The organism is Streptomyces sp. NPDC015130 (assembly GCF_043080005.1).
Lineage (GTDB): Bacteria > Actinomycetota > Actinomycetes > Streptomycetales > Streptomycetaceae > Streptomyces.
On record NZ_JBIBVC010000020.1, the window covers coordinates 133712 to 152139 of the forward strand.

The 18428-nt window shown below is 72.8% G+C and carries 18 protein-coding genes; 6 read left to right on the plus strand and 12 right to left on the minus strand.

All coding sequences use genetic code 11. The features are described from left to right. Positions 1 to 88 precede the first annotated feature (88 nt). Both ACF08F_RS32425 and ACF08F_RS32430 read right to left on the minus strand, forming a co-directional pair. A complete protein-coding gene (locus ACF08F_RS32425) occupies positions 89 to 1309 on the minus strand; it encodes a serine-threonine protein kinase (protein ID WP_392302131.1) in 1221 nt (406 codons plus the stop codon). A 183-nt stretch (positions 1310 to 1492) separates the two neighbouring features. Continuing rightward, positions 1493 to 2749: an exo-beta-N-acetylmuramidase NamZ domain-containing protein gene (locus ACF08F_RS32430; RefSeq protein ID WP_392302091.1), complete on the minus strand. Its 1257-nt coding sequence runs from the start codon at positions 2747 to 2749 to the stop codon at positions 1493 to 1495. Between the two features lie 193 nt (positions 2750 to 2942). Here ACF08F_RS32430 and ACF08F_RS32435 point away from each other — a divergent pair, with 193 nt between their 5' ends. Further along, entirely contained in the window at positions 2943 to 3725 is a 783-nt protein-coding gene (locus ACF08F_RS32435; protein WP_392302092.1) for an SDR family oxidoreductase, read from the plus strand. 84 nt (positions 3726 to 3809) lie between these two features. Further along, positions 3810 to 4403 carry a TetR/AcrR family transcriptional regulator gene (locus ACF08F_RS32440; protein WP_392302093.1) on the plus strand — a complete coding sequence of 198 codons (594 nt, stop codon included), beginning with the start codon at positions 3810 to 3812 and terminating at the stop codon, positions 4401 to 4403. A gap of 6 nt (positions 4404 to 4409) precedes the next feature. On the opposite strand, the gene ACF08F_RS32445 is transcribed toward ACF08F_RS32440, so the two are convergent. Together ACF08F_RS32445 and ACF08F_RS32450 are read right to left on the minus strand one after the other, a co-directional pair. Further along, positions 4410 to 5642 (minus strand): acyl-CoA dehydrogenase family protein, encoded by a 1233-nt coding sequence (locus tag ACF08F_RS32445; RefSeq protein ID WP_392302094.1) that lies wholly within the window; start codon positions 5640 to 5642, stop codon positions 4410 to 4412. A gap of 6 nt (positions 5643 to 5648) precedes the next feature. Continuing rightward, entirely contained in the window at positions 5649 to 6671 is a 1023-nt protein-coding gene (locus ACF08F_RS32450; protein ID WP_392302095.1) for a phosphotransferase family protein, read from the minus strand. 131 nt (positions 6672 to 6802) lie between these two features. Here ACF08F_RS32450 and ACF08F_RS32455 point away from each other — a divergent pair, with 131 nt between their 5' ends. Then, positions 6803 to 8086: an enolase C-terminal domain-like protein gene (locus ACF08F_RS32455; RefSeq protein WP_392302096.1), complete on the plus strand. Its 1284-nt coding sequence runs from the start codon at positions 6803 to 6805 to the stop codon at positions 8084 to 8086. 45 nt (positions 8087 to 8131) lie between these two features. Here the strand turns inward: ACF08F_RS32455 and ACF08F_RS32460 are convergent, their stop codons facing one another. From ACF08F_RS32460 to ACF08F_RS32490, 7 genes are all read right to left on the minus strand, one after another. Further along, the gene (locus ACF08F_RS32460; protein ID WP_392302097.1) at positions 8132 to 9043 is read right to left on the minus strand and encodes an MBL fold metallo-hydrolase; all 912 of its coding nucleotides are present in this window, start codon (positions 9041 to 9043) and stop codon (positions 8132 to 8134) included. A 96-nt stretch (positions 9044 to 9139) separates the two neighbouring features. Then, positions 9140 to 9436: a hypothetical protein gene (locus ACF08F_RS32465; RefSeq protein ID WP_392302098.1), complete on the minus strand. Its 297-nt coding sequence runs from the start codon at positions 9434 to 9436 to the stop codon at positions 9140 to 9142. Positions 9437 to 9521: 85 nt separating this feature from the next. Continuing rightward, entirely contained in the window at positions 9522 to 9920 is a 399-nt protein-coding gene (locus ACF08F_RS32470; RefSeq protein ID WP_392302099.1) for a DUF202 domain-containing protein, read from the minus strand. Positions 9921 to 9927: 7 nt separating this feature from the next. Further along, on the minus strand, positions 9928 to 10320 hold the full coding sequence (locus ACF08F_RS32475) for a YidH family protein (protein WP_392302100.1): 393 nt from the start codon (positions 10318 to 10320) through the stop codon (positions 9928 to 9930). A gap of 127 nt (positions 10321 to 10447) precedes the next feature. Then, positions 10448 to 10957: an NUDIX hydrolase gene (locus tag ACF08F_RS32480; RefSeq protein WP_392302101.1), complete on the minus strand. Its 510-nt coding sequence runs from the start codon at positions 10955 to 10957 to the stop codon at positions 10448 to 10450. 29 nt (positions 10958 to 10986) lie between these two features. After that, positions 10987 to 11751, minus strand: coding sequence for a glucose 1-dehydrogenase (locus tag ACF08F_RS32485; protein WP_392302102.1), 765 nt, complete (start codon positions 11749 to 11751; stop codon positions 10987 to 10989). A gap of 32 nt (positions 11752 to 11783) precedes the next feature. Further along, entirely contained in the window at positions 11784 to 12413 is a 630-nt protein-coding gene (locus ACF08F_RS32490) for a TetR/AcrR family transcriptional regulator (protein WP_392302103.1), read from the minus strand. 118 nt (positions 12414 to 12531) lie between these two features. On the opposite strand from ACF08F_RS32490, the gene ACF08F_RS32495 reads away from it, so the two are divergent. From ACF08F_RS32495 to ACF08F_RS32505, 3 genes are read left to right on the plus strand one after another with little or no spacing between them, the layout of a single operon-like run. Next, positions 12532 to 14187 carry an FAD-binding dehydrogenase gene (locus ACF08F_RS32495; protein ID WP_392302104.1) on the plus strand — a complete coding sequence of 552 codons (1656 nt, stop codon included), beginning with the start codon at positions 12532 to 12534 and terminating at the stop codon, positions 14185 to 14187. Between the two features lie 32 nt (positions 14188 to 14219). Beyond that, positions 14220 to 14648 carry a hypothetical protein gene (locus ACF08F_RS32500; RefSeq protein ID WP_392302105.1) on the plus strand — a complete coding sequence of 143 codons (429 nt, stop codon included), beginning with the start codon at positions 14220 to 14222 and terminating at the stop codon, positions 14646 to 14648. Next, a complete protein-coding gene (locus ACF08F_RS32505; protein WP_392302106.1) occupies positions 14645 to 17983 on the plus strand; it encodes a HEAT repeat domain-containing protein in 3339 nt (1112 codons plus the stop codon). Before ACF08F_RS32500 ends, ACF08F_RS32505 begins: the two co-directional genes overlap by 4 nt. On the opposite strand, the gene ACF08F_RS32510 is transcribed toward ACF08F_RS32505, so the two are convergent. Further along, a complete protein-coding gene (locus tag ACF08F_RS32510; RefSeq protein ID WP_392302107.1) occupies positions 17968 to 18402 on the minus strand; it encodes an ASCH domain-containing protein in 435 nt (144 codons plus the stop codon). The two genes, ACF08F_RS32505 and ACF08F_RS32510, sit on opposite strands and share 16 nt — an antisense overlap. Positions 18403 to 18428 lie beyond the last annotated feature (26 nt).

The following is an 18428-nucleotide window of genomic DNA, read 5'->3' on the forward strand; positions in this document are numbered from 1 at the left end:
GTCGTGTTCCATCGAAATCCGGATGGCAGCCATCAACGGGGCGGGAGAGATCACCGGAGCACAGCGGAACCCAAGCGTCCGATGGGGTTCAGGGGCGGCCCGCCCGGGCCGCCGACACCACCACCCGGGCCAGCTCGGGACGGCGTATGTCGCTGTGGGAGCGGACCACCTCCGCCGTGTCCACGTTCACGCACCCCGAGCCCGGCACGCCCTCGCGCGGCACGTCCGCCACGGTCCGCGCCGCCGTCCCCGGCACCCCCTGGACGCCGTCGTGCCCCACCGCGCCCCAGCGCGGGTCCCCGGTGCCGGGCAGGGCGGTCAGCGAGGCGGAGTCGCCCGCGAGCCGGGACGCCAGCGGGTACATCACCCCGAGCGCCGTGTCGTGCCGCGAGTAGCAGGCCACCACCGGCCCGCGCACCCGGCGCTGCAGGTCCCGCAGCGCGCCGGACCGCCGCGGGTCGTGCGGCAGCCGGGCGGCGAAGGCGTAGTGCGAGAAGGCCCCCTGGAGAAGGGTCACGGACGCCACCGGCCTGGCTCCGTCCGGCAGGCCGCGCAGTGCGTACGCGACGAGCCGGGCGCCCATGCTGTGCCCCACGAGATGGACCCGCAGCCCCGGGGCCGTCCGGGCCACCTCGCCGAGCAGCGGCCCGAGCCCGGACTCGCCGACCCGCCCGGCCCGCCGCTTCATCACGTAGTACGTGGCCTGCCGCAGCGCCTCCCTGGCCCCCTTCCAGTACCGCTTGAGCCCCTCCCCGAACTCCGCGGCCCCGACGGACCCCGCGTCCCCGACCGCCGGACCGCCCGCCAGGGCCGCCGTGAACAGGGCGCACACCGCCACCGGATCCGCGACCAGGAACTCCGGCACGGGCTCCGGGAAGCCGGCGGCCCCCGCCACGTCCCCGGGTATGTCGGCCAGCTCCCTCAGGAGCGCGCCGAACTCCGCGAACGCGGCCTCGTGCGGCGGCGCCAGCGCCAGCAGCTCCGCGAGCCGCCCGAGGACCGGCTCCTTCTCCGGCAGGACCGTCACCAGCGCCCGGTAGTCGGGCACCGGCTCGTCCGTGAACATCATCGAGGGCCAGATCAGCCCCGCGTACCCGGCCTCGACCCCTGGCCCGAACAGCCCGGGGAAGGGTGCGAAGAAGTCCGAGCAGAGGCGGGTGGCACCGGACGGGGAGCTGTTCCATCCGTGGGCGAGCAGCACGAGGTCCGTCACCCCCTGCCGGGCCAGTGCCGCGAGGGCCGCGGACTGTCCCGCCGGCCCGTCGCCGTCCTTGTCGAAGGTGATCTCCCGGTACGGTTCCACGCTCATCCCGGTCACGGCCCGACCGTCCCTCCACGTCGAGGTGGCCGCCGCGCCGAGGGCGCGCGGGTGCGCGGGCAGCGGCTCCACGGCCAGCATGCCCGCGCGCGGCCCGGTCCAGACGTGGCGCGACCGCCCACCTGGGGGGTGTCCTGCCGGTCAGGCCGGACCCGGACCCGGGGCCAACCCCCGTCAACGGTAGAGCAGATGCTCCCTCCGCACCGCCCGGAAGGCCGCCAGGTCCGCCTCCCACGCCCCGACGACCTCGTCGGTGTCCGCGCCCGCGTCGATCAGGGTCCGCACCCGGGCCGAACCGGTCAGCTTGTCGATCCAGTGGTCCGCCCGCCAGGCGAAGCCGGACCACGAGCGCCGGGCGGTGACCAGGAGCCCGACCCCGGTGCGTACCGGGTCGAAGGCCTCGCGGTCGTCGACGTGCAGCTGCACCCCGCCCACGGTCTTCCCCTGGTACTTGGAGAAGGTCGGGGCGAAGTAGGCCTCGCGGAAGCGGACTCCGGGCAGGCCGAGCGCGTTCGCCGCCTCGGCCCACCGCCGGTCGACCCCCTCGGCGCCGAGCAGTTCGAAGGGGCGGGTCGTGCCCCGGCCCTCGGAGAGGTTCGTCCCCTCGAAGAGGCAGGTGCCGGAGTAGACGAGCGCGGTGTCGGGCGTCGGCATGTTCGGGCTCGGCGGGACCCACGGCAGCCCGGTCGCGTCGAAGAAGTCGGTGCGCCGCCACCCCGTCATGCGGACGGTCTCCAGCGCCACGGGCGCGGTCAGGAACTCCGCGTTGAAGAGCAGGGCGAGCTCGGCCACCGTCATGCCGTGCGCCTGCGCGATCGGCTCGCGCCCGACGAAGGTCGCGAAGGCCCGGTCGAGGACGGGCCCGAGCGCCGCCCGTCCGGTCACCGGGTTCGGCCGGTCGAGGACGACGAACCGCTTCCCGGCGAGCGCGGCGGCCGCCATGCAGTCGTACAGCGTCCAGATGTACGTGTAGAAGCGCGCGCCGACGTCCTGGATGTCGAAGACGACGGTGTCCACCCCGGAGGCCGTGAAGACGTCCGCCAGCGGCTGCCCGCTCTTCAGGTACGTGTCGTAGACGGGCAGCCCGGTCGCCGGGTCGTCGTACCGCCCCTCGGAGCCGCCCGCCTGGGCGGTGCCCCGGAAGCCGTGCTCGGGGCCGAAGACGGCCACCAGGTCGACCCGTTCGTCCGCGTGCATCACGTCCACGAGGTGCCGGGCGTCGGCGGTGACCCCGGTCGGGTTGGTGACGACCCCGACCCGCTCGCCGGCCAGGAGGGCGTACCCGTCCGCCGCGAGCCGCTCGAAGCCGGTACGGACGCGGTGGCGCCCGGCGTCGGGGGCGGCCGAGGCGGCGGGCACGACGGCCGCGCCCGCACCCACCGCGCCCAGGGCACCCCCGGCCGCCAGCAGACTCCGTCGCGACAGGCTCATGCGGAAACCTCCTCGATCGCCGTCCCCGGGCGGGAGCCGGGGTCGCGTGACATGGGCACGCACGCTAGCGCTCCTGACGGCCCCGGGGAACGAGGCGTGCGGGCCGACTCTTCCCTCGCTACATACCGACCGGTTAGTCTGCCGGTACAACGGCATCACGGTGCCGGCAGACTGCGGAGAGGCGGGTCCATCCATGAGCGCGGACACGAGTGGCCTTCAGGGCGCCGGCGTGGTCGTCACCGGCGCGGGCGGCGGGATCGGTGCCGCGCTCGCCCGCCGCTTCGCCGCCGAAGGGGCCCGGGTCGTCGTCAACGACCTCGACCCCGTCCGCACCAAGGCCGTCGCCGAGGAGATCGGCGCCGTCGCCGTCCCGGGCGACGCCTCCGCCGTCGTCGACGAGGCCCGCGAGGCCCTCGGCGGCCCCGGCTCCGTCGACATCTGGTGCGCCAACGCCGGACTCTCCTCGCCCGGCGACGCCTTCGCCGACGAGGACGTCTGGGCCGCCGCCTGGGACGTCAACGTCATGGCCCACGTCCGCGCGGCCCGCTCCCTGCTCCCGGAGTGGCTGGAGCGGGGCAGCGGCCGCTTCGTCTCCACCGTCTCCGCGGCCGGACTGCTCACCATGATCGGCGCGGCCCCGTACAGCGTGTCGAAGCACGGCGCGTACGCGTTCTCCGAGTGGCTCTCCCTCACCTACCGCCACCGCGGCCTCAAGGTCCACGCGATCTGCCCGCAGGGCGTCCGTACGGACATGCTCACCGCCGCCGGGACGGCCGGTGACCTGGTCCTCGCCCCCACCGCCATCGAGCCCGAGGACGTCGCCGACGCCCTCCTCGACGCCATCGCCGCGGACCGCTTCCTCGTGCTGCCCCACCCCGAGGTCGCCGGCTACTACCGCAACCGCGCCACCGACCCGGAGCGCTGGCTCGGCACCATGAACCACGTCCAGCGCACCTGGGAGACGGGCACCCGGTAGCAGGCGCCCCGGCGGATGGGAAGATCTACGGACGGGAACGGCGTTCCCCCCACCAGGAACGATCACGAGGGAAGGCGGCGGAGCATGGCCAGGACGACGGACGAGAGCGGGGCACCGGTCCCCCAGAGGCTCCTCGCCGCCGCCACCCGGCTCTTCGCGGAGCAGGGCTACGACCGCACCTCCGTCCAGGAGATCGTCGAGGCCGCCGGGGTCACCAAGGGTGCCCTCTACCACTACTTCGGCTCCAAGGAGGACCTCCTCCAGGAGGTCTACGCCCGGGTCCTGCGCCTCCAGCAGGAGCGGCTCGACGCCTACGCGGAGGCCGACGCGCCCGTCGAGGACCGGCTGCGCGGCGCCGCCGCCGACGTCGTCGTCACCACCATCGAGAACCTCGACGACGCCGCCATCTTCTTCCGCTCCATGCACCACCTGAGCCCCGAGAAGAACAAGCAGGTCAGGGGGGAGCGGCGGCGCTACCACGAGCGGTTCAGGGCGCTCATCGAGGAGGGCCAGCGGTCCGGCGTCTTCTCCGCGGCGACCCCCGCCGACCTGGTCGTCGACTACCACTTCGGCTCGGTGCACCACCTGTCGACGTGGTACCGCCCGGACGGCCCGCTCACCCCGCAGCAGGTGGCCGACCACCTGGCCGACCTCCTGCTGCGGGCCCTGCGCCCGTAGCGGGGCTCAGAGGTACCGCTTCAGCTCCCGTCGCGCCAGCGACCGCTGGTGCACCTCGTCCGGCCCGTCCGCGAGCTTCAGCGTCCGCGCCGCCGCCCACAGTTCGGCCAGCGGGAAGTCCTGCGAGACCCCGCCCGCCCCGTGCGCCTGCACGGCCTTGTCGATGATGTCGACCACCGCGCGCGGGGTCGCGATCTTGATGGCCTGGATCTCGGTGTGCGCGCCCCGGTTGCCGACGGTGTCCATGAGCCAGGCCGTCTTCAGGACGAGCAGCCGCAGCTGCTCGATCGTCACGCGGGCGTCCGCGATCCAGTTCTGGACGACGCCCTGCTGGGCGAGCGGCTTGCCGAAGGCGGTACGGGAGACCGCGCGCCGGCACATCAGCTCCACGGCCCGCTCGGCCATGCCGATGAGCCGCATGCAGTGGTGGATCCGGCCGGGCCCGAGCCGGGCCTGCGCGATGGCGAAGCCGCCGCCCTCCTCGCCGACCAGGTTCGCGGCCGGGACACGGACGCCGTCGAACACCACCTCGGCGTGCCCGCCGTGGGAGTGGTCCTCGTAGCCGTACACCTGCATCGCGCGCCGCACCTCGACGCCGGGGGTGTCGCGCGGCACGAGGATCATCGACTGCTGGCGGCGGAGGTCGGCCCCGTCGGGGTCGGTCTTGCCCATGACGATGAAGACCTTGCAGTCGGGGTTCATCGCCCCGGAGATGTACCACTTGCGGCCGTCGACGACGTACGAGTCGCCGTCCCGCCGGATCCGGGTCTCGATGTTCGTCGCGTCGGAGGACGCGACCTCGGGCTCGGTCATCGCGAAGGCCGAGCGGATCTCGCCCGCGAGGAGCGGCTCCAGCCACTGCTTCTTCTGCGCCTCGTCGCCGAACTGGGCGAGCAGCTCCATGTTCCCGGTGTCCGGGGCCGCGCAGTTGAGGGCGGTCGGGGCCAGGTGCGGGCTGCGGCCGGTGATCTCGGCGAGCGGCGCGTACTGGAGGTTGGTGAGCCCGGCCCCGTACTCCGCGTCCGGAAGGCTGTGCCGGTCCACGAGGAACAGGTTCCACAGGCCCTGCCGCCTGGCCTCGGCCTTGAGCTCCTCGACGACCGCCGGGGTGTCCCAGGGGGAGGCGAGCCGGGCCCGCTGCTCCTCGGCGACGGCCTCGGCCGGGTACACGTGCTCGTCCATGAAGGCGAGGAGCCTGGCCCGCAGTTCCTCGGTGCGGGCGTCGTACGCGAAGTCCATGGCGGATCAGCCTTCCTGGAGGGTGGTGAGACCGTGCTCGATGAAGACGGGGACCAGTTCGCCGATGCGGTCGAAGCCGGCGCCGACGGTCTGGCCGAGCGTCCAGCGGTAGTGGATGCCCTCCAGGATCACGGCGAGCTTGAACCAGGCGAAGGCCGTGTACCAGGCGAGGGCGGAGGTGTCGCGGCCCGAGCGGGCCGCGTAGCGCTCGACCAGCTCGGCGGCGCTCGGGTGCCCGGGGGCCGTGGCCGTCGTCGAGATGGGGGAGTCCGGCAGGTCGAGCGGCGTGCTGTACATGACGAGCAGGCCGAGGTCGGTGAGCGGGTCGCCGAGGGTGGACATCTCCCAGTCGAGGACGGCGCGGATGCGGTCGTCGCCGTCGACGAGGACGTTGTCGAGCCGGTAGTCGCCGTGGATCACGGTGGGTGGCGGCGAGTCGGGCAGCGTGCGGCCGAGCGCGGCGTGCAGCTCGTCGATCCCCGCGAGGTCCCGGCCGCGGGAGGCGGCGAGCTGCTTGCCCCAGCGGCGCAGCTGCCGGTCGAGGAAGCCCTCGGGGCGGCCGAAGTCGCCGAGCCCGACGGCCGCCGGGTCGACGGCGTGCAGGTCGACGAGCGTGTCGACCAGGCCGAGGACGGCGGCGCGGGTGCGCTGGGGGCCGAGCGGCGCGAGCTCCTGGGCCGAGCGGTACGGCGTCCCCTCGACGAACTCCATGACGTAGAAGGGCGCGCCGAGCACCGACTCGTCCTCGCAGAGGAGCACGGTCCGGGGGACGGGCACGCCGGTCCCGGCCAGGGCGCTGATGACGCGGTGCTCGCGCCGCATGTCGTGGGCGGTGGCGAGGACGTGGCCGAGCGGCGGCCGGCGGACGACCCAGCGGCCGGTGCCGTCGGTGACGACGTACGTCAGGTTCGACCGGCCGCCCTCGATCAGCCGGGCTTCGAGGGGGCCGGACACCAGGCCGGGCCGCTCACGGTCGAGGAACCGGCGCAGGTCCTCGGGGTCGAGGCCTGGTGGCGGGGCGGAACTCATGGCGCGTACCTCCGGATCGGCTTCGGTCGTCGCTCATGATGACCGACCAGTCGGTATGTCGTCCAGGGGCGGGCCGGGAAACCCCGTGCCGCACTCTGGCCCTGGATCTCATCCCTGAATAGGGTTCACATATGGATGCACTGATGCTGCTCGTCGACGAAGTCCGGCTGACCCCGATCCTCATCTCCGACCCGCCCCTCCTCAACGTCCAGGGCGTGCACCAGCCCTACACCCCGCGACTCGTGGTCGAGGTGATCACCAGGGGCGGGGTGAGCGGCCTCGGGGAGACGTACGGCGACGGCGTCTACCTGGACCTGGCCCGGCCGCTGGCCGAGGCCCTGCCCGGCCACTCGGTCACGGATGTGAATGCGCTCTTCACTCTGGCCGCCACCGCCGGACCCGCCCTGCCGGTGGTGGCGGAAGGCGTCGACGCGGCGGGCCTGCGCGGCGTCAGGACCGCCGACAAGCTCCGCCTCTCCGTCGTCTCCGCCTTCGAGACCGCCTGCCTCGACGCCCTCGGCAGGACCCTCGGCCTGCCCGTCCACGCCCTCCTCGGCGGCAGGGTCCGCGACACCGTCGAGTACAGCGCCTACCTCTTCCACCGCTGGGCCGCCCACCCCGGCGCCGGCCCCACGGACGACTGGGGCGAGGCCCTCGACCCCGCAGGGATCGTCGCCCAGGCCCGCCGCTTCGACCGCCTCCACGGCTTCCGCTCCTTCAAGCTGAAGGGCGGGGTGTTCGAGCCCGAGCGGGAGATCGCCGCGATCCGCGCGCTCGCCGAGGCCTTCCCCGGCCGCCCGCTCCGCCTCGACCCCAACGGCGCCTGGACGGTGGAGACCTCGCTGGCCGTCGCGCGCGAACTGAAGGACGTGCTGGAGTACCTGGAGGACCCGGCGAGCGGCACCGACGCCATGGCCGAGATCGCCGCCCGCACGGACGTGCCGCTCGCGACCAACATGTGTGTGACCACCTTCGAGGAGGTCCCGGAGGCCTTCGCGAAGGGGGCGGTACGGATCGTCCTCTGCGACCACCACTACTGGGGCGGCCTCCACCGCACCCGCGAACTGGCCGCGCTCTGCCGCACGTACGGCGTCGGGCTCTCCATGCACTCCAACACCCACCTGGGCATCAGCCTCGCCGCCATGACCCAGGTCGCCGCCACCCTGCCCGGGCTCCACCACGCCTGCGACACCCACTACCCCTGGCAGACCGAGGACGTCGTCACCACCCGCCCCGTCTTCCGCGCCGGCCGCCTCGCCGTCTCCGACGCCCCCGGCCTCGGCGTCGAACTCGACCGCCCCGCACTCGCCGCCCTCCACCGCCGCTGGCTGGACGACGACGGCAGCCACCGCGACCGCGACGACGCGGCGGCGATGCGCGCGGCGGACCCGGGATGGCGCCCGCGCACCTGGTAGCACCACCGCGCGCCTGCGCCACCCCGGGTCCGCCCCGGGCGGCGGCTACGCGTGACAGGCCACCGGCACCCCGCCGTTCATGGCCGCCATGTCACCGAAGACCGCCGCCGGGTCCAGCGGCGACCCCTCCGGCAGGCCGGCCAGCTCCGCGTACGCCCGGTGCAGGTTCGCGACGAGCCGCTCGCTCTCCCGCCACGCGGCGAACTCCCCGAGCTCCGCGCCCCGCGCCGTCTCCAGCGGCATCGCCCCCTTCGCGTACCCTGCGGCGGCCAGCTCCCGCACCCACAACAGGTACCGCTCCGTCGCGTCGTACGCCGAGGGGTCGGTCACCCGCCCGTGTCCCGGCACCACCGTCGGCGCGTCGAGCGAGCGCAGCAGGTCGAGCGCGCGCAGCGACCCCGCGAGCGACCCCATCGGCAGGAAGGGCGTGCCGCCGTGGAAGACGAGGTCGCCCGTGAAGACCACGCCCTGCTCGGGGAGGTGCACGATCGAGTCGCCGGTGGTGTGCGCGGGGCCCGGGTGGATCACCCGTACCTCGATGTCGCCGACGTACAGCGTGAGCCGCTCGCGGTAGGTGAGGGACGGCGGCAGGATGTCGACCCGCCCGAAGTCGGTCTGCGGCCACAGCAGATGGAGCTGGTGCCCGGCGGCGAGCTGCTCGGTCCGGCAGTTCTCGTGGCCGACGATCCGCGCCTCCGGCAGGAACACCCCGTTGCCGTAGGTGTGGTCGCCGTGGTGGTGCGTGGACACGACGGTCCGGGGGAGCGGCAGCCCCTCCGCGAGGACCGCCTCGCGCAGCAGCAGGGCCCGCCGCTCGGTGGCCGCGGTGTCGACGAGGAGGGACTCGCCCGCGTCGCCGAGGAAGCCGGCGTTGTTCAGGCACCAGCCGCCGTCGGGCTGGACGAAGGCGTGGACGTTCGGCGCGAGCGTGACCACATAGGGATCGGTGGCAGACAAGAGGGTTCCCCCGGCTGTGAGCTCAACTGGACAGGGGAAGAGTGCCAGTTGGCCGCAGCGGGGGGAAACCGGAACGGAAAGGACCGGGGTCGGGCGTCAGTGGTCGTCCCAGTGGTTGCCGTGCGCCGCGTGCCGGTGCCCGTCGTGCGCGTAGTCGAGGTGGTCGCCGTGCTCGACGGCGGTGTGCCCGCACTCCGGTCCGTGCGTGTGGTCCGGGTGGGTGTGCGCGACGTGCGCGGTGGTCTCGCACTCGTCCCAGTGCCCGGCGTGCTCGCGGTGCAGATGCCCGTTGTGGGCGTAGTCGACGTGGTCCCCGTGCGGGACGGAGGTGTGCCCGCAGGCGGGGCTGTGGGAGTGCGCGTGGGTGGCGTGCTCGTGGTGGAGGACGGTCATGACGTGGCCTCTGGGGAAGGAACGGCTGACCCTTCCAGGCTAGTCCCGTACGCCCTTTTCCTCCTGGTTCACGCCGTCGCCCCGGTCACCAGATCATGGCCGCCCCGAAGGCGGCCAGGGCGATCGTGCAGCCGGTGGCGAGCAGCGCGCCCCGGTGGGAGAGCGGGCGCGGCCGGGCGGTGCTCAGGGAGCGGATCCGCCGGTGGGCGACGGCCAGGAAGCCGACCCAGACGAGCGCCGAGAGCGCGAGCGCGGTCAGCCCCCTCGCCGTGGTGTCGTCGTGCAGGGCCAGCTTGACCGCGAGGACGGCCACCACCGTCCACGACAGGGTCGTCCGCCGCCACGCGAGCCGGGTCCGCTCCGGCTGGAGCCCGGGGTCGCGGACCTCCGGATCGGGGGCCCCGGATCCGTGCCCCGCCGCGCCGTGGCCCTCTGCGCCGCCGGCCCCCGTGCTGCCACCCCCCGCGCCGCCGGCCTCCGTCACCGCCCGGTCACCCCGTCCAGCCGAAGACCACGACCACCACCATCGCGAGCGCCACCACGGCCACCACGAGGCTCAGCACCGCGGGGAACCGCGACGCCGGCAGGTCCTCGCCGCGCCGCATCGCCCGCTCGCAGCGCATCCAGTGGTTGACCGCCCGCAGCGCGCACAGCACCCCGGCCGCGAGCAGGGCGAGAGCGAGCCCGACGCGGACGCCCCAGCGCAGGTCCGGCAGGAACTGGTCGACGGCGAAACCGCCGCCGACCAGGGCGAGAGAGGTCCGGATCCAGGCCAGGAAGGTCCGCTCGTTGGCGAGGGAGAAGCGGTAGTCCGGCGTCTCCCCCTCGTCCCGGATCCGCTGCGGCGCGAACCACAGCCGCAGGCTCTGCACGAAATCGCTCACACGTGCAGACTAACGGTCGGATGATCGGCCTGCCCGGTGCTCGCCACCGGCTCCCGTCGGCCCTCACCGACCTCCCCACGGCCTCACGGCAGCCCCACGTCCGCCCGTGACCGTCCCCGTCCGGCCCTCACCCGCCCCCGTGCTCCCGCAGCCGCTCGTACGCGGCCATGCCGTCGGGCACCCACTCCCAGCCGCCGAGCCGCTCGGTCAGCTCCTCGTCCGTCAGGAAGGCGTGCCAGGCGACCTCCTCCACCTGCGGGTCGACCGGCAGGTCCCAGCGGACCTCGTAGACCGCCGACCACCACTTCCCCTCCGCGCCCCCGTCGAACAGGAACGTCAGGACCGGCTCGGGCCGGGGCAGTCCGGAGACCCCGAGCTCCTCCTCGGCCTCGCGCAGCGCGGCCTCGTCGTAGGACTCGCCCGCGCCGACGACGCCACCGACGAACATGTCGTACAGGGAGGGGTACGAGAGCTTCGTCGCCGTCCTGCGGTGGACGAAGGTCCGCCCCTCGGCGTCCCGGACCCGGATGAAGACGCAGCGATGGATCAGGCCCCGCGCGTACACCTCACCGCGCGGGGCCTGCCCGATCACCCGGTCGTTCTCGTCGACGACGTCAAGGATCTCTTCAGCGCTCATGCGCCCATGAAATCACCGCCGTACGGGCCTCACTGCCCCATGACGTACTTGACCGTCGGACCGGTGGTCCAGCCGCCGTCCACCGCGAGCTCCGCGCCCGTCACGTACGAGGCGGCGTCCGAGAGCAGGAAGACGACCGCGCCCGCGATCTCGTCGGCCTCGCCGACCCGGCCCATCGGCGTGTTCGGGTACCTGCCCTCACCGCGCTCGATGCCGACCGAGGCCGTCATCGGGGTGTACGTCATGCCCGGGTGGACGGAGTTGACCCGGATCTTCGCCGTGCCGAGCTCCACCGCACCGATCTTCGTCAGCCCGCGCACGCCCCACTTGGAGGCGCCGTAGCCCGCGGTCAGGGCCAGGCCCATCAGGCCGGCGGCCGAGGAGATGTTGACGATCGAGCCGCCGCCGGCCTCCTTCATCGCCGGGATCGCGGCCTTCATGCCGATGAAGACACCGGTCAGGTTGATGTCGAGGACCTTGCGGAAGTGCTCGACGGACTCCGTCTCCAGGAAGGCGCCGGTCGATATGCCCGCGTTGTTGACCAGGCCGTGCAGCCCGCCGAACTCCGCCACGGCGTACGCGACGGCGTCCGCCCAGCCCTCCTCGGAGGTCACGTCGTGGTGGAGGAAGCGCGCCCGCTCGCCGAGCGCCTCGGCGGTCGCCTTGCCGTCCTCGTCCAGGACGTCGGTGACGACGACGTTGGCGCCGGCCGCCACGGCCTGCCGGGCGGCCTCGGCACCCAGGCCGCGGGCGCCGCCGGTGATGAGCACGGTCTTGCCGGTGAGGTCGTTCATGAAGGGTCCCTTCGCGGTGATGCCGGGTGGATTCAGACGCTCCGGGGCTGTGCGGCCCGGAGAAGCGCGGTGGTCGTCTCGACCAGGTCGGCGAGGAAGAGCGCCTCGCCGGTGAGCGGCTCGGTGCCGTCGAGGTACTGCCGGGCCCGGTCCGCCAGGGCCGCGCCCACCACGGTCAGCGCCAGGTCGAGGCGCTCCAGGAGCAGGGCCTCGGGCAGCCCGGAGGCGGCGAGCCGGTCGGCCATCCGCTCGATGAGGTCCCAGTAGACGGTGCCGTCGAGCGTGGGGTGCGGGGTGCGGGTGCGGATCCCGCTCTCATGGCTGAGCTGGGCGGAGATCCGCAGGCAGCGGCGGCCCCGGTCGGTGCGCAGCTCGCTGGCCTCGGCCGTGACGAGGGCGGCGACGAGCTCCTTCAGGTCCTCGCCGGCGGCGTCGAGCAGCGGTGCGAGCACCTGGCGCGTACGGGCCTGGCGCCCGGCCATGACCGCGTCGAGGAGCCCGGCGCGCGAGCCGAAGTGGTACTGCACGGCGGAGGGGTTCGCCTGTCCGGCCAGGGCCACGACGTCCCGCAGCTGGGCGCCGTCGACCCCCCGGTCGGCGAAGAGCTCCTCCGCCGCGCGGATCAGTTTCTCCCGGGTCTCGGGTCCCGATGTTCTCGCCATACGAACATATTAATGCTCGGCATTAGAAAACGGGAGGGTCGAGGGCGGGAGAGAGAAGCGGCAGCGGAGACGGACGAAACAGTTGACTCGATACATCCGTGTATCCAAGATGCGATCCATGTCCTACGACGCTGATGTGATCGTGATCGGGGCCGGCCTCGCCGGCCTCGTCGCCACCGCCGAGCTGGTCGAAGCCGGCCGCACCGTGATCCTCCTCGACCAGGAACCCGAGCAGTCCCTCGGCGGCCAGGCCCACTGGTCCTTCGGCGGCCTCTTCCTCGTCGACTCGCCCGAGCAGCGCAGGATGCGCGTCAAGGACAGCCACGCCCTCGCCCTCCAGGACTGGTACGGCACGGCCGGCTTCGACCGGACCGAGGACCGCTGGCCGCGGAAATGGGCCGAGGCGTACGTCGACTTCGCCGCCGGCGAGAAGCGCTCCTGGCTCCACGCGCGCGGGGTGCGGTTCTTCCCCGTCGTCGGCTGGGCCGAGCGCGGCGGCTACGACGCCAACGGCCACGGCAACTCCGTACCCCGCTTCCACATCACCTGGGGTACGGGCCCCGGCCTCGTCGCCCCCTTCGAACGCAAGGTCCGCGAAGGCGCCGCCCGCGGCCTCGTCGACCTCCGCTTCCGGCACCGCGTCACCGGCCTCGGCCGCACGGCCGGCACCGTCGACACCGTCACCGGCGAGATCCTGGAACCCTCCTCCGCCGCCCGCGGCGAGGCCAGCACCCGCACGCCCACCGGCACCTTCGAGCTCCGCGCCCAGGCCGTGATCGTCACCTCCGGAGGCATCGGCGGCAACCACGACCTCGTCCGCGAGCAGTGGCCCGCCCGGCTGGGCACCCCGCCCGCGAAGCTGCTCTCCGGCGTCCCCGCCCACGTCGACGGCCTCATGCTCGGCATCGCCGAGAAGGCCGGTGCCAGCCACATCAACCGCGACCGGATGTGGCACTACACCGAGGGCATCGAGAACTGGAACCCCATCTGGGCCAAGCACGGCATCCGCATCCTCCCCGGCCCGTCCTCGCTCTGGCTGGACGCGACCGGCAAGCGGCTCCCCGTCCCGCTCTTCCCCGGCTTCGACACCCTCGGCACCCTCGAACACATCATGCGGACCGGCCACGACCACACCTGGTTCGTCCTCGACAAGCGGATCATCGGCAAGGAGTTCGCCCTCTCCGGCTCGGAGCAGAACCCCGACCTGACCGGCAAGTCGATCCGCGACGTCATCGGCCGGGCCCGCGCCGACGTCCCCGGCCCCGTCCAGGCGTTCATGGACAAGGGCGTCGACTTCGTCGTCGAGGACGACCTCGCGGCCCTCGTCCGCGGCATGAACCGGATCACCGGCGAGGACCTGATCGACGAGACGGCCCTGCGCCGCGAGATCACCGCCCGCGACCGCGAGATCGCCAACCCCTTCACCAAGGACCTCCAGGTCACGGCGATCCACGGCGCCCGCAAGTACCTCGGCGACAAGCTCATCCGCACGGCCGCCCCGCACCGCATCCTCGACCCGAAGGCGGGCCCGCTGATCGCCGTCCGCCTCAACATCCTCACCCGCAAGTCCCTGGGCGGCCTGGAGACCGACCTGTCCTCCCGCGTCCTCACGGAGACCGGCGAACCCCTGCCGGGCGTGTACGCGGCGGGCGAGGCCGCCGGCTTCGGAGGCGGCGGGGTCCACGGCTACCGCTCGCTCGAAGGCACGTTCCTCGGCGGCTGCATCTTCTCGGGCCGGGCGGCGGGCCGGGCGGCGGCTCAGGCGGTGAGCTGACGGGGGCCCGGCGGCCGGGGCAAGATGACGGAGTGACAAAACGTGTGGTCTTCATGTCCGTTGGCGCGCTCCTGGCCCTGGGAGGCCTGGCGGCCTTCCTCGTCCTCCAGGGCCTGGACGCGGCGGACAAGTGGAGCAGTGTCCTGAGCCTGTTCTTCACGGTGGCGGGCTTCGCCCTGGCCGTGGCGGGGTTCGTCGCCCGAGGCACCACCCAGTCGGCGGACCGGACCGTCACGGGTGGATCGCTGCACCAGATCAGAAACGTCACGGGCGACGTCGTCATCACCGCCGGCGGCGGCAGCGGCACGGCCACCCCCGCCCCGCCCGCCACTCCGGCCGAGGGCCAGGGCGGCGGCGGTACGCAGTCGGCACACGGCGCGCGGACGGCGGGGGACCTGCACCAGATCGACGGGGTGGGCGGCTCGGTCCGCATCGAGCCGCCGACGTCCTCGACGCCATGAGGGGATTCTTCAAGCGCAGGAAGGCGGCGCAGACCGCGGACGGAAACACCGTCCAGGGCCCCCTCACGCAGATCAGCGGCGTGGAGGGCGACGTCTACCTCACCCTCGGAGCCGTGCCGGACCAGCCCGGCCCGCCGGAGCTGGAATCGGCCCGCGAGGCCTACGCCACCCGCGTCCGCCAGCGCTACGGCCGCCTGGACCTGGAGGTCCTCACCCCGCTCCGGGAACAGGACGAGCACCCGGCACTGCAGTTGAGGGACGTCTTCGTTCCCCAGTCCGTACGGGCCGACCCGCCGCCCGTCGAACTGCCCCAGGAGTTCCTGCGCCGTCTCAAGGGCCCGGCCGAGGCCGAGCTCCACGACCTGCCGCCCGGCATCGACCGCGATACGGTCGACCGCGTCCGCCGCGCCTACCAGGAGCGGCCACCGCTCCCCGTACTCGACGTCCTGACGACGCCCGAGCACGACCGTGTGGTCCTGCTCGGCCACCCGGGCTCCGGCAAGTCCAGCCTGGCCCGCTATCTGGCGCTCGTCCTCACGTCTCCCGAGCCCCCTCGGTCTCTCGACGCACTGCACGACAGCCTCCCGCTGATCGTCGAGCTCCGGGAGTACGCGCAACCCGCCTGGCGCGAGCGGACCTTCGAGGACTTCCTGGCCCACCAGTACGTGGCGGAGGGCCTCGGACTGCCGCCCGAGACGATGACCGGGCTTCTGGCGGGGGAGAGCCCGTACAAGGCCCTCGTGATCTTCGACGGCCTGGACGAGCTCTTCGAGAAGGACGTCCGGGACGCGGTCACGCGCCGCATCGCGGGCTTCGCGGCCCGCCACGCCCGGGCCAGGATCGTCGTCACCTCACGCGACTACGGCTATCAGCGGGCCGTCCTGGACGGTGCGGGCTTCACCAACTTCATGCTCCAGGACCTCGACCGGGAGCAGGTCGGCGCGTTCGCGAGGCAGTGGTTCGCGCTGGCGTGCCCGGACGACCCGGACCAGGCCCGGAAACTGACCGAACGCGTCACGACGGCCGTCGACGCGTCCGCCTCGGTCCGCGAACTCGCCGGCAATCCCCTGATCCTCACGATCCTGGCGATCATCGGCCGCCGCCGCGAACTCCCGCGCGACCGGCGCACGGTGTACGAGCACGCCGTCGACGTCCTCGTGGAGCACTGGGACCCCAGCAAGTACCTCAAGGACAGCCGTGTCGAGGAGCACCTTCCCTATCTGGCCGCCGAGGACAAGCGCGAACTCCTGCGCTTGATCGCGCGCCAGATGCAGGAGGGCCACGGAGGTATCGCAGGCAACCACATCGCGGGCCCGGACCTCCTGAAGAGCTTCGAGGAGTACCTCAGGGACCGCTACGCCCTCCCACCGGACCGCGCGGCGACGGCGGCCCGCGTGATGCTGGACCAGTTCCGTCACCGCAACTTCATCCTCAGCCGCTACGGCGGCGAGATCTACGGCTTCGTCCACCGCACGTTCCTGGAGTACCTGGCGGCGACGGACCTTGCCCACCGCTTCAACCGCGAACGGAGCCTTTCGGAGGAGGACCTCCAAGAGCTCTTCGCGGTCAAGGTCCACGACCCGACGTGGCACGAGATCCTGCTGTTGCTGGCGGGGTTGCTCGACGAGCGGTTCGTGGCGGGGGTGATCGACCGGTTGCTGGCACCGCGCGCGATCGCGGTGCCCGTGGGAGGGAAGGGCGACCGCGCATTCGCCGAAGCGGCCTTCGCGGCCCGCTGCCTTGCCGAGGTACGTCGACTGGGGGCACTGGCCCCGCAGACCGCGGCCCTTGTGGAGACGATCACCCGTCTGTTCGGTGTGGCCCGTGCGCTGGGCACCAGCTTCTTCTACCCCTGCCGGCACGTCGAGTCCCTGGGGCCGTCCCTGGCGGCTCTGGGACGCCACTGGGCAGGCAGGGAGACCTATCTGCGCTGGTACGAGCGGTGGACCCTCGACGACGTGGGCAGCGACCACATGTCGGTGAACACGACGGAGCAGCTCACCGCGGACGTCTTCCTCGCTTTGCGAGGCGAAGACGACGCACCCGATGAAGCGCACCTCATGGAGACGGCCCTGAGCAGTGACAGTTCCGTCGCGAGAGTCGCCGCCGTCCGATTGCTGGTGCGCAGGGCGGGCGATGAGTCGGGGACGCGGGACCTGGTGGAGCGGTGCCTGCGGGAGGAATCGAACGGCGAGGTGCGGGCCGTACTCCTCTCCCACCTCGCGTACGACGACGGGGGTGACCCGGCCTGGGTGGCTCGGCTCGCCGTCGAGCGGCTGAGCGAGGACCCGCACTGGGACGTGCGATACGTGGCGATCGAGTGTCTGCGACGCTTCCGGATCGACACCCCTGACGCACGGGCCGCAGTTCACCGAGCTCTCGGCGATCCCCACGTTCGCCGGTACGCCATGGACCTCGTCGTCGCCCATGCCGAGAACGGGGCGCAAGCGGCGGAGCTGTTGCGGGAGGAACTGGAGGACGACAACCCCAGAGTCCGCGCGGCGGCATTGACCACCGTCGTGGCGCGCACGCGCGACGAACCCGTGGTCCGCGCGCTCGTCCAGCGGTGCCTGAACAGAGACGAGGTCCCCGTTCTCCTGGCCGCCGCGATCGAGGCCGTCCGGGAGATCGGCTCCGACGACCCGGGCACGGCCGGCCTCCTGCGCGAGTTTCTGGATCACCCCGTCGCCGAGATCCGAGGCGCCGCCCTCCGTTGTCTGGCCGAGGTCGGCACACCGGTCGGCACGCTGTCGGAGCTGCTGTCGCACCGGCTGGTTCATGATGAGGACGGTGGGGTCCGGGCTTCCGCTCTCCACCTGGTCGTGGAACACGTGGGCGACGAATCGGTCGTGTGGGACGCCCTTCTCGACCGGGCGCGGAACGACCCGAGCAAGTGGGTCCAGGAGGAGGCCCTGCAAGGCCTCATGAAGCTCGATGCCGAGGCAGCGCGGGACGTGGTCGTCGAACTCGCCCACCTTGAGACATGGGTCTATTCCCACCTGCTCACCACGTACCGGCACGACACGGAGGCGATACGACTCGTCTTCGATCACGCCCTGGACGACGAGAGCACCGACAGACGGTGCACCGCCCTCCTCCGTCTGCTCCAACACCGCAGCGGCCCCGAACTGGCTGCTCTCGCGCAGGACCGCTTCGACAACGACCACGCCCCGGAGGTCAGGCGAACCGCCTTTCGCGTTCTCGCCGACCTCCGCCGCGATACCCAGGAGCTGCTTCCACTCCTTCGCCGAGCAGCTGAGACCGACGACATCCGGGAGATCCGCGACGCCGCCGCCGCCCTCCTCACCGTCCTCGCCCCTCAACCCCCCACCTGAATCACCTCAACCACCCGGAACCGCTCCGCCACCACCATCGTCGAGTCGTCCACCACGAAGTGCGGGTCGCCCAGCGCCTCCCGCATCTCCTCGCCGTGCCAGAAGCGCTCGTGGGCCGAGCGCCACTCGGCCACCGACGTGTACCCCTCGCCCTCGTCCAGCGCGTGCCGGAGGCCCACCTCGCCCAGCGGCAGGACCCGGACCTCCGTCACCTCCAGGACCGCGACCTCGCGGCCGTCCGAGTCGACGAGGGCCGAGCGCTCGCCGACCTCGGGGAGTTCCTCGTTCTCGATCTGCCACTCCACGAGGAGCCCCGTCGTGGAGACCTTCTCGCCGGCGAGCACCGCCGCGACGAGCTGGTCCCGCAGGGGTCCGGGGAAGGCGAGGAGGTAGGGCTTGAGCGCGTCAGGGCCGGTCATGGCCGACAGTCTGTCAGCCACGACCG